This is a genomic window from Oligoflexus sp., assembly GCF_035638955.1.
In the GTDB taxonomy this organism is placed as follows: Bacteria; Bdellovibrionota_B; Oligoflexia; order Oligoflexales; family Oligoflexaceae; genus Oligoflexus.
The window spans coordinates 12,919-29,100 of the sequence record NZ_DASQYZ010000522.1; the positions used below are offsets into that span (position 1 = coordinate 12,919).

The 16,182-nt window shown below is 52.6% G+C and carries 15 protein-coding genes; 8 read left to right on the forward strand and 7 right to left on the reverse strand.

Annotation, left to right across the window (positions count from 1 at the left end; genetic code table 11):
- The first annotated feature begins 709 nt into the window (after window positions 1–709).
- The 3 genes from ffh to VE954_RS43540 all read left to right on the forward strand — a co-directional run bounded on the left by ffh (window position 710) and on the right by VE954_RS43540 (window position 4,216).
- Complete coding sequence (gene ffh / locus VE954_RS43530; protein ID WP_324965101.1) at window positions 710–2,245, forward strand: signal recognition particle protein; 1,536 nt, start codon at window positions 710–712, stop codon at window positions 2,243–2,245.
- A 20-nt stretch (window positions 2,246–2,265) separates the two neighbouring features.
- Window positions 2,266–3,636, forward strand: a complete 1,371-nt coding sequence (gene miaB, locus VE954_RS43535) for a tRNA (N6-isopentenyl adenosine(37)-C2)-methylthiotransferase MiaB (protein WP_324965103.1) — start codon at window positions 2,266–2,268, stop codon at window positions 3,634–3,636.
- 196 nt (window positions 3,637–3,832) lie between these two features.
- On the forward strand, window positions 3,833–4,216 hold the full coding sequence (locus tag VE954_RS43540) for a hypothetical protein (RefSeq protein WP_324965105.1): 384 nt from the start codon (window positions 3,833–3,835) through the stop codon (window positions 4,214–4,216).
- A gap of 92 nt (window positions 4,217–4,308) precedes the next feature.
- On the opposite strand, the gene VE954_RS43545 is transcribed toward VE954_RS43540, so the two are convergent.
- Window positions 4,309–4,449, reverse strand: coding sequence for a hypothetical protein (locus VE954_RS43545; protein WP_324965107.1), 141 nt, complete (start codon window positions 4,447–4,449; stop codon window positions 4,309–4,311).
- Between the two features lie 10 nt (window positions 4,450–4,459).
- Complete coding sequence (locus VE954_RS43550) at window positions 4,460–5,203, reverse strand: DUF1573 domain-containing protein (RefSeq protein WP_324965109.1); 744 nt, start codon at window positions 5,201–5,203, stop codon at window positions 4,460–4,462.
- Between the two features lie 150 nt (window positions 5,204–5,353).
- Between VE954_RS43550 and VE954_RS43555 the strand changes: the two genes are divergently transcribed.
- The gene (locus VE954_RS43555) at window positions 5,354–5,734 is read left to right on the forward strand and encodes a hypothetical protein (RefSeq protein ID WP_324965111.1); all 381 of its coding nucleotides are present in this window, start codon (window positions 5,354–5,356) and stop codon (window positions 5,732–5,734) included.
- On the forward strand, window positions 5,721–5,981 hold the full coding sequence (locus tag VE954_RS43560) for a hypothetical protein (RefSeq protein ID WP_324965113.1): 261 nt from the start codon (window positions 5,721–5,723) through the stop codon (window positions 5,979–5,981). The genes VE954_RS43555 and VE954_RS43560 overlap by 14 nt, the downstream gene beginning before the upstream one ends.
- A gap of 3 nt (window positions 5,982–5,984) precedes the next feature.
- Here VE954_RS43560 and VE954_RS43565 read toward each other — a convergent pair whose 3' ends face one another.
- From VE954_RS43565 to VE954_RS43585, 5 genes are all read right to left on the reverse strand, one after another.
- Window positions 5,985–6,677: a hypothetical protein gene (locus tag VE954_RS43565; protein WP_324965115.1), complete on the reverse strand. Its 693-nt coding sequence runs from the start codon at window positions 6,675–6,677 to the stop codon at window positions 5,985–5,987.
- Between the two features lie 100 nt (window positions 6,678–6,777).
- The gene (locus VE954_RS43570; protein ID WP_324965117.1) at window positions 6,778–7,356 is read right to left on the reverse strand and encodes a sigma-70 family RNA polymerase sigma factor; all 579 of its coding nucleotides are present in this window, start codon (window positions 7,354–7,356) and stop codon (window positions 6,778–6,780) included.
- Window positions 7,353–8,159, reverse strand: a complete 807-nt coding sequence (locus VE954_RS43575; RefSeq protein WP_324965119.1) for a hypothetical protein — start codon at window positions 8,157–8,159, stop codon at window positions 7,353–7,355. The genes VE954_RS43570 and VE954_RS43575 overlap by 4 nt, the downstream gene beginning before the upstream one ends.
- Window positions 8,160–8,198: 39 nt before the next feature.
- A complete protein-coding gene (locus VE954_RS43580) occupies window positions 8,199–9,866 on the reverse strand; it encodes a caspase family protein (RefSeq protein ID WP_324965121.1) in 1,668 nt (555 codons plus the stop codon).
- Window positions 9,867–9,968: 102 nt separating this feature from the next.
- A complete protein-coding gene (locus VE954_RS43585) occupies window positions 9,969–12,623 on the reverse strand; it encodes a hypothetical protein (protein WP_324965123.1) in 2,655 nt (884 codons plus the stop codon).
- Window positions 12,624–12,866: 243 nt separating this feature from the next.
- Here VE954_RS43585 and VE954_RS43590 point away from each other — a divergent pair, with 243 nt between their 5' ends.
- The 3 genes from VE954_RS43590 to hemB all read left to right on the forward strand — a co-directional run bounded on the left by VE954_RS43590 (window position 12,867) and on the right by hemB (window position 16,182).
- Window positions 12,867–14,300: a sigma-54 dependent transcriptional regulator gene (locus VE954_RS43590; RefSeq protein ID WP_324965125.1), complete on the forward strand. Its 1,434-nt coding sequence runs from the start codon at window positions 12,867–12,869 to the stop codon at window positions 14,298–14,300.
- Window positions 14,301–14,612: 312 nt separating this feature from the next.
- Complete coding sequence (locus tag VE954_RS43595) at window positions 14,613–15,158, forward strand: crossover junction endodeoxyribonuclease RuvC (RefSeq protein ID WP_324965127.1); 546 nt, start codon at window positions 14,613–14,615, stop codon at window positions 15,156–15,158.
- Between the two features lie 22 nt (window positions 15,159–15,180).
- The gene (hemB, locus tag VE954_RS43600; protein WP_324965129.1) at window positions 15,181–16,182 is read left to right on the forward strand and encodes a porphobilinogen synthase; all 1,002 of its coding nucleotides are present in this window, start codon (window positions 15,181–15,183) and stop codon (window positions 16,180–16,182) included.

Sequence of the window (16,182 nt, forward strand, 5' to 3'; positions counted from 1 at the left end):
TGCTGATAACTCGTTACACAAGGGCCGCTGCCTTGATGGAGCGTTCGCTAAAATCTTCGTTTCATTTGATCGTTGAAGATCCACCGGAGAAGCAGCTGAGTAACTCAGGCTCACCAGGAACCGCTCAGCTAGGGTTTGATCATCATGAACAAAGCAATGCTGCCGCGATGATTTATCACTTCGGGTGTTGAAGCAATGTTGTTTGCCAAATCTTACTTAAAAATAAGAGTTTTAAAGGAAAAATACAAACGGAGGATAAAGATTTTCGCAGAAATTCTTTTACTTGTCCTTAAAAATCTTTTCAACTGCTTATGTATCATTCCCTGGAAAATATCGGGTAGCAGTGCTTGAGAAACAGCCGACGCCGCAGCACAGCTGTCACGCCTGCAATCTTTCGATGCCTCCCTTGCAAGCTCACGATTGGCAACGCATGCCGACTTACCGAAGCGCCAGAACGAGGAAAATCGAACTGGACAACTTAGGGATAATCAAAAGGGGTGTTCTGTGAAGCCTTTTTAAGCCATTTTGACTTGATTAAGGATAAGCGCCGAAATCCTGTAAAAACAGGCACCCAAAACCCGTGCCAAACCCGCAAAGTAGCCGGTCTGCGACCATTTCTCTTTTGACGAGGGAACGGAAAATAAGCTATAGGCATAGCTTGCTTAGGACTCCGCACTTCCCATCCTCTTGCAGTCGAGGTGATCCAAATATGCTTGATGTTCTCAGCGAAGGCTTTAAAGAAGCCAAACTGAAGCTTAAAGGCAAAGCTGTTCTGAATGAATCGAACGTGAAAGAAGCGATCGATGCGATTCGTAAGAGTCTGCTCGAGGCCGATGTTGAATACTCTGTGACGAAAAACTTTCTGCAGCGCGTCCAGGAAAAAGCCCTGGGGCAGGAAGTCCAGTTGAAGGCAGGCAAGGGTGATAGCCGCATGGCCGTCACGCCAGCCGATCACTTCGTTGCAATCTGCAAAGAAGAGCTTGAGCAGCTGATGGGTCCGGTGAATACCGAGCTGACCATGGCTGTCAACCGCCCGACCACGATCATGATGGTGGGCTTGCAAGGTTCCGGTAAAACAACAAGTACCGGCAAGCTGGCCAAATACCTTGTGACCCAACACAAAAAGAAACCCTTGCTGGTGGCTGCGGATATCTATCGTCCCGCAGCGGTGCAGCAGCTGAAAGTACTGGGCGAGCGTATTGGTGTTCCCGTCTTTCATAAGGAAGGCGCGGACCCGGTCACGATCTGTAAGGAATCGCTGCAGAAGGCCTTCGAACTGGGCTGCGATATCGTGCTGTTCGATACCGCCGGCCGCCTTACGATCGATTCCGCTCTGATGCAGGAACTGGCTGATATCCAGAGCGCGACCAAACCCGACAACGTTTTGCTCGTATGCGATTCCATGATGGGCCAGGACGCTGTCACCACCGCCAAGTCCTTTGACGAACGCTTGAGCTTGAGCGGCGTGATCATGACCAAGCTCGACGGTGACGCCCGTGGCGGCGCCGCCCTCAGCATCAAGGAAGTCACCGGCAAGCCCATTAAGTTCTTGGGTATGGGCGAGGATCTCGATCGCCTCGAGGAATTCCGACCCGAAGGTCTGGCCAGCCGTATCCTGGGCCTCGGCGATATCGTCGGTCTGATGCAGGACTTCCAAAAAGTTGCGGATGATGATCAGGAAGCCCAGGCTCTCAAACTTTTGCAGGGCCAATTCAGTTACATCGACTTTTACAAACAGATCGAGATGATTCAAAAGATGGGATCGCTCAAGGATCTGATTGCGAAAATGCCGATGCAGGACATGATTCCCAAGGGCGCGAACATCGACGATCGGGAATTGACCAAGGTCAAGGCCATGATCGACTCCATGACCAAGCGCGAACGCGTGGGTCAGGATAATCTGGATCGTCCACGCATGTCCCGCATTGCCAGAGGTTCAGGGCGCCCCGTGAAGGAAGTGGAAGAGCTGCACAAGCGCTTCACCGCCATGCGCAAGATGATGGGTATGCTGGGTAAGAACATGGGTGGCCTCATGGGCAAGATTCCAGGCATGGGCACGTTGAATCAGATGAACAATATGCGCAAGGCGGCCTCGCAAATGGGCCAGATGCCGAGCGGTATGGGTGATATGGCTGGTATGTTCGGTGGCGAAGGCTCCAGCAAACCCAAGCCCGCTTTTGATCGCGACAAACAAAAGAAAATGCGGAAGGCCGCGAAAGACGCGCGCAAACGAAACCGCAAATAGTCGGCTATGAAGGACAGGTTATGAGCAAGAAAAAGGTGTTTGTAGAAACCTGGGGCTGCCAGATGAATGTCGCGGATAGCGAGACCATGCTGAGCATGCTGCAGGCACAAAACTATGAGGCAACCGATCAGGTCGAGCAAGCCGACCTTGTTTTGCTCAACACCTGTCACATCCGGGAAAAGGCAACCCACAAGGTTTTGAGCCGCCTCGGCGCTCTGCGTCAGGTGGCCGAGCTGAATCCCAATATGAAGATAGCCGTGGCCGGCTGTGTGGCCCAGGCCGAAGGTGAAAAGCTTTTGGACAAGGCCACTAATATCGATATTCTCCTGGGCCCTGGAAAAATTGATCAGCTGCCTGATCTCCTTACGCGTAGCGAGGGCACTTCCAAACCGGTATCGGCTTTGGGTTTCAAAAAAGGCCGAGGCGAAGAGCATCCCCATTTCGAAATGCCGACCACCGTGAAACCTACGGTTACGGGGAAACCCGAAATCACCCGTTACGTGAATATCGCGCAAGGCTGTGACAATTTTTGCACATTCTGCGTCGTCCCCTTCACCCGCGGTCGCGAGATTTCCCGACCGTCGATGGAGATTGTTTCTGAGGTCAAAACTTTATTGGCCGATGGCGCGCGCGAAATCACCCTTCTGGGCCAGAATGTAAACAGTTATGGCCAGGACCTCGTCCGGGATCAAAAGCTCGCCTCGAGCGAACGTGGCCCTTTTGTGGATCTGTTGGAAGACGTGGTGCAACTTCCGGGTTTGGATCGCCTTCGTTTCACGACGAGCAACCCCCATGACTTTACCCGGCCTTTGGCGGAACTTTTCCGCAGGTATCCGAAAATGGGCCGCTACATTCATCTGCCCGTGCAATCCGGCAATGATGAAGTCCTGGAACGCATGAAACGCAAGGTAACCGTTGCTGAGTATTGGGAACGTGTTCAATGGCTGCGTGAAGTCGATCCCGAGATGGCACTTTCCACGGACCTGATCGTCGGCTTCCCTGGGGAAACTGATGCGCAGTTCGAGGATACGTTGAAGCTGGTTGAGGCTGTCCGTTACTCGTTTATCTTCGCCTTCAAATATTCATCGCGCAAAGGGACCGCCGCTGCACGTTTCCGCGAGCATGTGCCTGAAGAAGTGATGTCACGCCGTCTGGCTGCTTTAAATGTGCTGCAGGACCGGATCACAACCGAACAAAATCTTGCGGAAATAGGCCGCACGCGGGAAGTGCTCTGTCACTACCAAAGCCGCAAGGAAGCGAATGTTTACTACGCACGCTCCGAGCAATTTCGTTTGGTAAAAATTGCAAGCGATCACGATCTGGTTGGAAAGATCGTCAACGTCGAGATCATTGATGCCAATAAAACAGCATTGGTGGGTCGTCTTGTTTAGCATCGTTTCCTTTCGTACACGCTTCTTTCTGTCCGGCAGAATTCCCTGAAGTCTTCAAACAGGCCTGAATAGCAGTTGCAAAACAGCTCCCTGCAGGTCTTCTGTCGATTTTTCTGACAGGGGCCAAAGCGATGGTCCGTCCCTTGCTCTATCCTCTGTAACGAAACATAGCGTTTCGCCTTATAAGGAGGATTCCATGACAAACGTCTCGAAGAAGCTCGCACGCACAGCCGCCGTTGGTATCTGGTCCATCGCCTCGATGGCACTTGCCGGTCAGGCAAAAACCAGTGCTCCAGGCTGTTTTGAGGGAGGCGCTCAAGGCAAAGCTGTTCCAACTGCCAAAACGCAGGAAGACTGTCAAAAGCTGGGTGAAAAGTTCACTTGGATGGAGGCAGCCGCTCATGATCATGACAAAGGTCATGATCACAAAGCTCAAAGCGGTAAGGTAAAAGGTAAAGTGAAGCAGCAGGCAAAAACCGAAGCCAAGTCCGAAGTCAAACCAGCTGCAGCGACCGAAGCCACCCCAGCCGTTCAGCCTGAAGTCCAGGCAACTCCTGCCACCGAAGCTCCCAAAAAATAACGTGATCCATCCTCACCCCGCTCTGGGGTGAGGCTTGGCCTAAGCCATTCCCTCTTCCAACTCATGCTGGATAAAAAGAGAGTGCTTCCAATCTATTTCTTGGTCTCGGTCTCAGCCCGGACGGGGATGAGGCCGCTGTTAATATCCTTGGAAAGCTCGATGCAAAAATAAGCATAAGCGGCAACACTGACAACAAACGCCACACCGGTCACAACATAAAGTGCAGAATACATCAGCTTATCCTTAGCGGGGTGCCGAAAGACTCAATCGCGAGGTCTTGCCGCGCGCGCCAACCACCGGTATTTTCACATTCCGGACGGGTCCATCCATCAGCAATTCGATCGTCTCGTTCATATTAGCAGGCGCCGATTCACCTTTCCAGCGCACCACCAGCTCCCATGCCTCTTGGACAGGGTAAGCCTGAACCTCCAAAGTATCCTCGTTGTACACGACTTTCTCAATATGCAATGTTTGCTTGGACGCGGTTTTCACGCGAATTTTAACCGCACGTTCATCCAGCTGCACGACGGGCGGTGACACGGTAATCAGGCGCTCAATTTTGGCCTTCATCCGAAACACATGCGGCCGGTCCCGGTCCTCATTGGTCAAAATCACAACTTCCTTATCGAAATCCCCAAGAAAGTGCGTGGTATCGACCTTTACCACCAACTCGCTGCTTGTGCCTTGAGCCAGGTCCTGCCCCGCCTTGAGTGACTGGGATAGGCAACCACATTCCTGATGAATCCCCAGAATGCGCACAGCGGCCCCTTTTTCCTCGCTAAAAGGAAAACGGAATTCCAGCCGATCGCCCTGCTTCACCGGGCCTCGATCTTGATTATAAGAACTGAATCGCAACGATCCGACCTCGCCGCGAACAGCTGCCGTCAGACTGATTTCATTTTCATAGGCAAAAGCACTGGCGGAAAGCATCAGCGCCAGCATCAGGCTTCCCCAGTGAAATCCGCGAATTTTTGTCAAAAAGGCCATACCGATCCCCTCCCCACATGGAAACGAAGTTTCCAGCTGGCCTCCTATCGACAAAATTTCTCAGAACTGGAGGGACCTTGAAGCCAGGCAATTTCTGCCGTCAAGCCGCACGCGCCTGCCACCGATGAAAGCCATGGAGGGTCAGAATTCATGAGGGATTGGCTGGAGTTTATACAAAAGGATGTGCTGGCGATCTTCGCTGAGTTATCAACGAAGGATCTGCAGTATCCCTTTGCCCTGATTCTCTGGATTTTTCTGGTCTCGATGCCCCTGCATGGGGTGGATCGACGGGATCACATCGCCGGCATGAGCTACACGCTCTATTGCACGGTCACCGCGATTGTTCTCTTTCTCGCCCTACCAGGCAGCTTCCAGGAGTTCGAGGATATCGGATTTCACATAGCCTTTGTTTCATTTTTCGTCGGCGTGACGTCCTATCGCTGGTTTCACTCCAACGACACACTGATTATCGTCAGCGATGGTGAACCCACCAAAAAGAAAAAGCAGGAGTCGGACCATGAGAAAAACTGATTTTGATAGCCGGCTCGTCGTATTCCGTTCGCGGCAAATGTCGCTGATGATGCTGATGGGCCTCGCGACAACGGCCTTTACGATCATGATTGTTCAAGGCACGGAAAGTCATATCGGTTGGTGGGCGATTGGAGTTCCCCTTTGTATGTTCGGCGGACTGTTTGTCCTTTTTCCGCCTACTGAGGAATGGGAATACAAAGCCTGGCAGGGTAAATCACGTAAGGTTGAGCAGCATTTCGATCGTTAATATTCAGGGTTTGATGGCAAGAGGCAGGTCGTCCATCCAGAAACCCTGGCGATCGGCATCCGAGAGTTCAACTTTTGAGATTGGTTTTTCTGTAACCAATACCATCAATCCGCTTTTCTTTCGCGCAAGGGCCGTGACATCCACGCGATTCTTGCCGCGCATCACGACGCTTTCTGTGGTCGACACAGTCAGATTTCTCACCTCCAGGAAAAATCTGGAGCCTTTCATATACCCGACATGCACAAACACAGGCTGACCGCAGCGCAGTTTCAAATAGCTCTTCTTGTTGGCTTTCACCAGATAATGCGTGCGATCGTATTGCGGAGTCGTACCATCGGATTCCACGACTGATGACTCACAGGACAAGGCCGGCCCTTGAACGGTGCCTTTGCTGACGATCTGTGGTTCATTGGGATTATGTTCACTGACATTCATTTGCACAAAAAGGACCGCCGCGGCTGCTGCAAGAAAGGCCATGGCCCCGGATTTCAGGGGCCGGCGAAAGCGCAAAACGGATTTGGTAGGTTGGGAAGCGCCATGGTTTTGCAGAAAATTTTGAATCTGCTCGGAAGTTTTTTGTTCAGCATCATCGAGCTGCTCATCGGTCAAGCAATCGACGGCCGCCTCATGAATCCTCAACAATTCCCGGAGTCTGCTTTCATCCTCCGGGCCTATCTTTATTTTCCGAACTTCCATGGACAATCCCCCTTGTCATCCTCGTCACAGGGCTTTTGCCCCATAACTCCAAGAACACTGGGGGTGTCATCATATTGCAAGCTGGTTAAAATTTCTGTAACTAGCGGATTTCGAGGCCTTTTTCTTCAGCCAACTGAACCATGGCCTGGCTCACAATCAGCCTAAATCGGCGGAGATGGGAGAGTACGGTATTCTGATTCATCTGCAGTGCATCGCAGATTTCCTTGACCGATTTCTGATCCAAATAAAAATAGCGGGCAACTGTGGCACGCGGTTCGCCCTCATGCATTTGAATCAGTTGCCTCAGAAGGGTAATGGACTGTTCAAAGTGCAGCGAAGCATATTCGTCATCAGCCACCAGAATGATTTCTGCACCCGACGCACTATCTTCTTCAGAAATGGCATCCGTGCCGGAAACGGACACAGTCCGCTTGGTCTTGCGCAGCTCATTCAAACAGCGATTACGGGCTATGGTCATCAGCCAGCCGCTGAAAGCAGCTTGTTCTTTCAGGTTCTCGAGGTTTTGCCAGGCCTGAACAAAAATATCCTGAATCAAATCGTCGGCGGCCGCGTCGTGAAATTTGAAGCGTGAGACAACCGCACGCACAGCCTGGTAGTGTTTTTTATAGAGGGTTTGGAAATCCAACTGGGGGCTTTCTTTCGTCACTTGCCTATTCACTCGCGGGCCCCCACCGAAATCGTGTCCTGCCATAGGATGTGGTCTTGAGGCACCGGAGTATCCTTGGTTAGTTCCTTATCCGTAAGAACTAGACTAATGGACCATGGCTTACCTGATTGCAACGAAAATCGAGCAATTTGCCCATCGCGTAAGATTCTCTGACGTTCACCGTTAATGACTGGTGTGACGAAAGTCTGTGATTCCGGCCCCTGAACATCTGTACGCATGAAACCTGAGCTGCTGCAGCGGAAACTGATTTCAACGTCGGTCCCGACAGCGCCGACAAAACCTTGACCGTTCGCAGCCGGGGATACAGTCGATCCGTCCAGAGCCGCCACATCCAGTTCACAATCAGCCGCAGTCGCTGATCCGGATGTGCCTTTGACCTGCACATTCTGATCGTTCATCGTCACGTGGTCGTCCGATGTTTGGGGGCGGACCATGATAAAGACCAGGGCCGCTGCCGCAATGAGACCAAGGAAGGGCAGAGTTTTATTTTTGGCAGGTCGTCTTGTCAAAGGCAGGACATCGGCAGCCTTATGAGTTTCCTGGGAAGCCTTGGGTGCCTGCTTCAGTTTGTGTTGCAGGTCAGCCCAATTGCGATCCATTTTTTCAGTATGAGACGGCAGCGTGTCGGGCGTTTTCTGGGCCAACTTACGGACGGAATCGTCGAGGCGTTGCTCCCATTGAGCGAGCTCAGTGTCCGAGGGGTTGGCGGCATCCAACTTTTCCTCTTCCTGCCGCATGAGCTCCCGGAGCCGTTCCATATCGCTTGGTTTGATCGTAATCTTTTTATCTGCCACGACTTGTCACGTCCTTTGTTAGGGCACCAGACGCGGCTCTTACCAGAAAGTTCCGACATAAACCGCAGCCGTAGGAGCCATCAAAACGCTGGTCTTTTCGACCGTAAAGTTTCGAACCATATCTAGTCGAACTTCCGCACCAGCTCGAATCAAATGATAAACCCACATCGTATCGAGTCCCGTCCCGAGACTCAAGCCCCCGGTGGCAACGAGCTTCTCCTGCTGATCAAAAGCCCCGCCATCCCTGTCATCAATGACACGATTAAGCAGCAGGGAGTTGACTCCAGCCAGCCAGCGTGCCTCGGTTCGCACCGATCGGTCTGTGCTCGAAAGTGAACTCAGGGTCATCCGTCGGGCCGCACCAATCATTCCGGTCATCATACTGCGTTTTTGATCAAAACGCTGGTTGGGATAGCCTTCGACTTCGATTTTTTCGTCCTGTTCGGGGAAATAGCTGAACTCGGCCACCAGATCATAGAGCCAAAATGCTTCTTCACGCACATAACGCAAATTCATGCCCTGAGCTGAGTTTGGGGTATAGCCCTGGTTGACATTCCGATTGAGAAATTGATAACTGCGGACACCCACACTGAGGCTGTTGGGAAGGCGCGGCAAAAGGTAATTGGCTACGGAATATTCCCGTCCGGCCTGGAAGTTTACGACGCGGTCAGCCAAAACTTTCTGGCTGTCCGGGTCCTTGAGGGTCAAACGCACGTCGCCTTCCGGTACAGTCAGACCCTTGGAAATCGAACCATAGTCCTTACCGTCGATACTGACCACCAGCTTGGAGAAGCGGTCCATGAGGGAAAAGAGACTGGCGCCTTTGTCTTTTTTACGCACGCTTCCGGAAACGATCACTGGATCGGACCCCAGAAGCTCCATGATGGCGGAAGGTCTTTGCTTGCCTTCGGTATACTCATAAGTGGCCTGAGAGGCAAATGCATGCGCTTCCGTAATCGATACAGCACCGTCGCTGTTGCGATCGCGGCTGAACCCTTGGATCAAAAAGTGGGTGTAAACATCATTTTTAAGGCGCGCATCTTCCATAGCGGGTTCACGCCAACCACTGGCTGTCAGGACAATCGACCCCTCCGATCGCTCCTGAATAGGCTCCTCAAAATAAGGCGCTTTAAGCTGAGCCAGGGCTCGTTTCATTTCTGGTGTCAGAATCGATTTACCAACCCCGGAGTGACAAAAGGCCAGAATCAAAACTTTTTTGCGTGATTTCAACTGCTGGAAGAGTTCCATCAGGTAATCGTAATCCAGCGCCGTTTTCTTGGTGTTCTGCGGATCGGTATCGCTGGTGATAATATACCGGCCCACCTTGCCGTCATCTTTATAGGCCACTGTTCCATGCGTGGACACATAGACCACCACAGTATCTTCTTCGTTGCGGTTATCCTGCTTCAGGCGCTCCAGCGACTTGATAATGCTAGCCGCACTCAGGGGCTGATCCTTGTCCGTCACAAGCTCGCCGCCATCGAAGTCCTGGCCGGGCGCTTTGAAATACTGATAGATATCTGCGGCATCTTTGCGAGCATAACGCAAAGGATGCCAAAGATTGCTTTGAAACTCACCCACACCAATGGACAGTACAAATTTCTTGGGACGTAAACTCTCAGCGGCAGCGCCGTCAGCAGCAGTCACGCGCATGGCAAAACCAAAGGACAGGGACAAGACGAAACTCAATAGTGCTATCGTTTTCACGGTTACTCCTGGTCTTAAGCCGCGCCAACTTATCCTATAAATTCATATTAAGTCAATTCTATTTTATAGGGGTCAAGTGCCCACTGGACCGTGATTTCGTTCTCAGGTCTGGGCCTTGGCTGGCGCCAAAACAGGAGTCAAATACACCTCTTCAGGGAATTGACCAATGGTAAAATGTCCCAGACTGCGCCGCAGCTCCCCGTATACGTCGGATACAATCCAGTGTTCCAGGTCCCAGCGCAGGCGCAACGGGGCTCGCATCTTCTCTAGACCTTGCAGCGCCAGGCTATGGTCCTGGAGGAGCGTCGTGGTCAGACGTGTCAGGAAGCGGCTGATGATCCCTTGGGCCTCTTCATCATCAAAGCGTCGCGACTGCTGCGCAAGTTCATACCAGGCCTTTCTCTGGGCCGGGGTCAGGCTGCGCAACCAGCGTCCAACCTTGCCCTGGGCGGGGGTTTCAGCCCCACGCATCATGCGCGGTATGATGCTTTCAATTTGATGATGCAAAAGACTCAGCTGCCAGTCCCAGGCGGTAATGCCCAACCTTTGAGCCAAAGCGACAAAGAGCAGGGACCATTTGGAATCCAGAAGGCTCGCGAAAAATGGCGGTTTTGGCTGCCAAAGTCCGCTGGGATTGGGGGAATAGATTTTTTTAGGTTTAGGCATCCAGGAAATTTTTTCCAGAGCATTATGAATGTCGTCCTCGACTTCACTCAGGACCTTGGGTTTTTTCACTGGCGTCAGCTGTGGATGCAGCGAGGCGAGGAGTTCCGGGATCAAGGGGCCAACCGTAAGAATACCTTCGACCAGTTTACGCTCGTGACCATCAAAGCTATGCACCACTTTACGGACATGCGCTTCCGTCAAATCCAGAATGGAAAAATCGCGTCGACGTTCGCCGCAAATCTGCCAATGACGTTCGAGCTGCTCGTTGAGGACGGTGCGATGCTTTAATACGGTGGCCACACGCCAGCAAAGATCATAACGCTTCAAGTTCGCACCCAGCTGCCACACGCGGCCCAGGTCCTGGTTTACATAGTGAAGGCCGAGCGCTTTGCGATCGAGAATGAACAATTCAAGACCCGACTGTTCCCGTTCGCGCGCCAGATTTTCCAGGGCTTTGATCACTTCGCGGCTGGGTTGCGCCACCTGCACCAGGAAATTACACACGTCCTGTTCATCGATGTCCTTGCCTTCGCCAACCAACCGCACCATCAGGAGGAGTTTAACGCGGGCTGGTTCCTGCAGGCGTTCGGTTTTGCTGACCCACTGCAAAAGGTGGCGATGCAGATGCACCCACGTCAAGGGCAAGGCTTTGCCGCTATGGTCAGCTGCTTCGCGATAGGATTTGCGCGCGTCCCACAGCAGATTTTCCTGCTGACCCTGACTCCAGACAAACTCATGCAGCATGGCAACGGCATGCCAAAACCAGGTTTTGATGGAATCGGGAAAATGAAAGGCACGCACGGGTGCCCAGATTGCGTGATCGAAGGCCGGCTTATGAAACTGCACCGCTTTCTGAAGGAACATCGTATTGATTTGCGGCAGCAGGTATTCGAGCTGATGATACTGAAGCAGAACTTCGGACATGGCCTGCCATGCTTCAGGTTGTTCTGGAACCCAGCGCAGAGGATCCTTCAGCAATTCATTCAAAGCCGCGCGATCCTTGGGCGAGGCGGCTTCGAAACGCTGCATGCGAAGCAGGAAGGAATCGAGCAGGTCCACGCGCGCTCGCCAATCCAATTCCCTTTGCAGTTTCTGTCCATAGGGGCAAAGACCGGAATCATCCCGTTCGATACGAATATCGAGTAATAGATCGAGAGCTTTTTGAAATTCAGGAACCTGGCGTGAAATGGATTCCAGCAGACGAATGGCCAACGCTTCATCACCATCAGCCAGAGCCTGGCGGCCCAGGACAAGGGCGAGTTCACTTTCGCTGCGTTTGAGGAGGGCACCGAATTCCTTTTGTGCTGCCCAGATTTCACGATCGTAGCGTCGGAAAAATTTAAAGGCCTTTTCCGCTTCACCGGCCCGAATAAACGACCAGCAGGCGTAAAGTCTTTCGATGGGTAAAAGCCGAAGTTGCAGATCCTTGCGAAACATCAAGCCGTCGAGAATGGCCCAGCGTTCCGCCTGCCAGAGCTTGACAACCAGATGGGAACGCAGATCACCATCGATCAAAGTATAAAATTGAACATCGTGTTTCAGGAAACTGCCCAGCACTTCTTCCAGATCACTGACGGACCCATAAAGCAGAGCGAGATCCACAATACGAGCCGCCATCTCAGGCCGCGGAAAAGCTTCAAAAAGCTGCCAGGCCTCCTGACGAAAGGCGGCCCAATTCTGTTCCGCTTCCACCTTGTGGCGAAGTTTCAGCTCGGCTTCGAGAGCATGATCCAGCCGGGTTGTGGCTGCCTTGGCATTTTCCATGGTCGGCAGGGGCTGCGTGGAATGCGTGTGATCAGCCAGCACGGCCCCACGTGTAGGCCGAGGCTCGGGTTGCACCGCGATCGGCACGGAAATAGTGCCCGTGACTTCGTCCGTTGCGAACTGTGGCGCAGGTTTGCCGTGAGCTCCTGGCCTGGAGTCCTTGGCCTGGGTATCATCAACCAATATCGATCGGCGTAGGCCTTCGATGGTATCCGGTTTCAAGCCCAACTTCTCTATCATCCGCAAAAGACGGGCGCTTTGCGGCAGGGAGAACTCGTCTGAACTTTGTACTGTGGGCGCAACAGACTGGATTTTATCTTTCTCCATGCTGTCCTCCTGATGTGCTGATGACAAAGAGAAGTGTCAATAGGGCATTATATCATTTTAACACAGTTTGTGGGGGTCGTTTCTCACGACGGTTTACGAGCGTGCGGAGAACGATCATTGCAAAACCAAACTGCAAAATCCCGCCGCTCTGGCAAGCACGGCCTTGACCTTTCCCCGGTCTTTTTATATGTCTGCGGCAGTCGGGATCAAAAATTTCAGCAGCTTACCAGGACACGATGACATATGATCCATCTTCTCGCCCTCGATTTGGATGGCAGCATAGTCGATCTCATCGAACGCGAATCGCGTGATGAGCTCGAATGCTCTGTGCATACGGCGAGCTATCACTATGAACTCGTGGTGAAGTGTCAGGAAAATCGATACGACGCTGTGCTCATCGACCTGGATCACCCACGGTCCGGGAGTCTGGAAGAAATCGATCAGCTGAAAGCTTTGCAGCCCTCGCTTCGCTGCTATGTCCTGACCTCGCTGCCCCAGTGGGAGCAGGCTTTGCAGGCCATGAAGAGCGGCGCCGATGATTACCTGGCGAAACCCGTCCATCCGGATCGTATTCGGGCGATTCTCCAGAACCTGAACAAGCGCCCGGTCCATCGACTCACCGGTGATCTGAAGCTGGAATTTAATAAATCCAAGCGCATCATCGGCCGTTCGACAGCCATCAAGAAAATTTATGATTTGATCCAGAAATTGGCTCGGGTCGACACCTCCGTTTTGATTCGCGGTGAAAGCGGAACCGGCAAGGAACTTGTAGCCCAAGCGCTTCATTATAACTCGGCGCGCAAACAGGGGCCTTTTGTGGCCGTCAACTGCGGGGCCATTCCGGAAACCTTGATCGAGTCTGAGCTCTTTGGTTATGAAAAGGGCACCTTCACGGGCGCGGATAAGAAAAAGCTCGGTAAATTTCAATTTGCCAACGGCGGCTCGATATTTCTGGATGAGATCGGTGACGTGTCTCCGCAGATGCAGGTTAAACTTCTGCGCGTTTTGCAGGAAAAGAAGATAACGCCGGTTGGTTCCAACCAGGAAATTCCGGTCGACGTGCGAATTATCTCAGCGACCAACAAGCCCCTGGAAAAGATGATGCAGGAAGGCAAGTTTCGCTCTGACCTTTACTATCGACTGAATGTGATGCCCATCAACCTGCAACCGTTGCGCGAGCGGCTGGAGGATATCGAAGATCTGTCAGGCTTCATGATTGAAAAATTCAATCGTTTGCACGAGAGACAAATTCGCTGTTTAACCCCGGAAGTCGTCCAGGCCCTGCAGGGCTACGATTGGCCAGGGAACATTCGTGAGCTGGAAAATGTGATCGAGCATGCTTTCATCATTGAGGGTTCCGATGAGATCCACCTGGATTCATTACCCCCGCACATCCAAAACCAGGCCCCGGTCGTTGCCGAACCGCACCACGAAGGTGAAGGCGAAACCACCCGTCTCCAGGAAGAGCTGCGCACCATCGAACAGCTGATGACCGAAGCCAATTCCTTAAAATATCCCGAGCTCAAAGAGCAATTCGAAAAAGAATTCATCAAACGCGCACTCAAAGCTTTCAACGGCCGCATTAATCAAACCGCAGAGCAAACGCAGATGACAAAGGTCACGCTGCTGCGCAAACTCGAAAAGTACAACATCAATCCCAAAGAGTTTCAGCACTGACGGTCGCGTCGCCGCAATTCGCGCGTTATGCCCATCATCTCTTCGTCACCCGGCACATATTGCGAACATATCCAGTTGCCTCATCACCCAGCGAAAAACGTGACCTCATTCATCACCAATCTCCTCGACATCCGGCGCAGGGCGTGACCTCATACATTACCAATCTCCTCGTCATCCGGCGTAGAGCGTGAGCTCACACATCACCAATCTCCTCGTCACCCCGCGCGCAGCGCGGGGCCATCTCTCACTTGCCGAAATCCTTATGAAATCTCACCATCTTTGCTATGATGTCGAGAACCAGAGGAGCCAGCCGTGACGAACCCTGACTTTTTTCGCATTATCGGAATTGACCCGGGTTCCCGCATCACGGGTTTCGCCGTCCTGGAGCTCCCACGCGGCGCCATCAACTTGAAACGCGTGCATATCGTGGCAGTGGGCGTCATTCGCTCGAAAACCACTCTCCCTCACAGCGAAAGAACGGGTTATCTCCACGAAGCCGTGCATCAGCTTGCAGGTCAGTACAAACCCGAGATTTGTGTGATCGAACGCGCGTTCACAGGCGTCAACCCCTACTCGGCCTTGCGCCTGGGTGAAACGCGAGGCGCGGTGATTGCCGCCGTGCGTCGTCTAAGTATTCAGGTCGCTGAAATCACCCCGACCGAAGTCAAAAAAATCATCACCGGCCAAGGCCATGCCACCAAAGAACAGGTTGCCGCCGCGTTGAAATATCTTTTGCAGTTTGAGCTCGGCGATTTGCCCCACGATGCCAGTGATGCCGTTGCCATTGGGTTGTCCTATGGCTTATCTTTAGGAATCCGAACGCCATCGCCTCGACCTCGTCACGATGCCTTAGGTTAAACCTTCAAGGGAGTGCCTGCCCATGTTCCCGACTCGTCAGTTTCCAGCCACCCGGTTGCGTCGTCTCCGCTCCACTGATTTCAGCCGCCGTCTGGTTCGCGAAAATCGCCTGAGCCCGGATGACTTTATCTATCCCGTGTTCATCACCGAAGGCACAGGCCTCAAAACCGAAATCGCATCGATGCCCGGCCAGCACCGGATGAGCGTCGACAATCTTCTGCACACGGCTGAAAAATGCCTGAGCCTCGGCATTCCAGCCATCGTCTTGTTTCCCGCGATTGATGTCGATAAAAAAAGCAAAATGGCTCAGGAAGCCTATAACCCCGATGGCCTTGTGCCACGCGCGGTCAGTGCCCTCAAGGAACGCTTTCCTGAATTAGGCGTGATCACCGATATCGCCTTGGATCCGTACACCATCCACGGACAGGATGGCATCATCGATGAAACAGGTTATGTCATCAATGATAAGACGATCGAGATTCTCTGCAAGCAGGCCGTGTGTCATGCCCAGGCCGGCGTTGACATTGTTTCACCGTCAGACATGATGGACGGTCGTATCGGTCATATTCGCAACGCCCTCGATCACAGCGCCTTCCCACTCGTTCAAATCCTGGCTTATTCCGCCAAATATGCATCATCATTCTACGGGCCATTCCGCGATGCGGTTGGATCCGCAGGCTCGCTGGGCAAGGGTTCGAAGGAAACGTATCAAATGGACCCCGGCAATGGCAACGAGGCCCTGCATGAAGTCGCCCTCGACATCCGTGAAGGTGCGGATATGGTGATGGTCAAGCCCGGCCTTCCTTACCTGGATATCATCTACCGTGTGAAAGAATCCTTCAAGATGCCGACTCTGGTGTATCAGGTGTCGGGAGAGTATGCGATGCTCAAGGCGGCGGGACAAAACGGTTGGATCAATTACCAAGCCTGTGTTTTGGAATCCCTGTTGGCCTTTAAACGTGCGGGCGCGGACGCTATCCTGACTTATTTTGCGATAGAAGCCTCGGAATGGTTGCGGAGCTGA

Coding starts and splice junctions, on each gene's coding strand:
- ffh (WP_324965101.1), top strand. CDS start 710: ATGCTTGATGTTCTCAGCGAAGGCTTTAAAGAAGCCAAACTGAAGCTT.
- miaB (WP_324965103.1), top strand. CDS start 2,266: ATGAGCAAGAAAAAGGTGTTTGTAGAAACCTGGGGCTGCCAGATGAAT.
- VE954_RS43540 (WP_324965105.1), top strand. CDS start 3,833: ATGACAAACGTCTCGAAGAAGCTCGCACGCACAGCCGCCGTTGGTATC.
- VE954_RS43545 (WP_324965107.1), bottom strand. CDS start 4,449: ATGTATTCTGCACTTTATGTTGTGACCGGTGTGGCGTTTGTTGTCAGT.
- VE954_RS43550 (WP_324965109.1), bottom strand. CDS start 5,203: ATGGCCTTTTTGACAAAAATTCGCGGATTTCACTGGGGAAGCCTGATG.
- VE954_RS43555 (WP_324965111.1), top strand. CDS start 5,354: ATGAGGGATTGGCTGGAGTTTATACAAAAGGATGTGCTGGCGATCTTC.
- VE954_RS43560 (WP_324965113.1), top strand. CDS start 5,721: ATGAGAAAAACTGATTTTGATAGCCGGCTCGTCGTATTCCGTTCGCGG.
- VE954_RS43565 (WP_324965115.1), bottom strand. CDS start 6,677: ATGGAAGTTCGGAAAATAAAGATAGGCCCGGAGGATGAAAGCAGACTC.
- VE954_RS43585 (WP_324965123.1), bottom strand. CDS start 12,623: ATGGAGAAAGATAAAATCCAGTCTGTTGCGCCCACAGTACAAAGTTCA.
- VE954_RS43590 (WP_324965125.1), top strand. CDS start 12,867: ATGATCCATCTTCTCGCCCTCGATTTGGATGGCAGCATAGTCGATCTC.
- hemB (WP_324965129.1), top strand. CDS start 15,181: ATGTTCCCGACTCGTCAGTTTCCAGCCACCCGGTTGCGTCGTCTCCGC.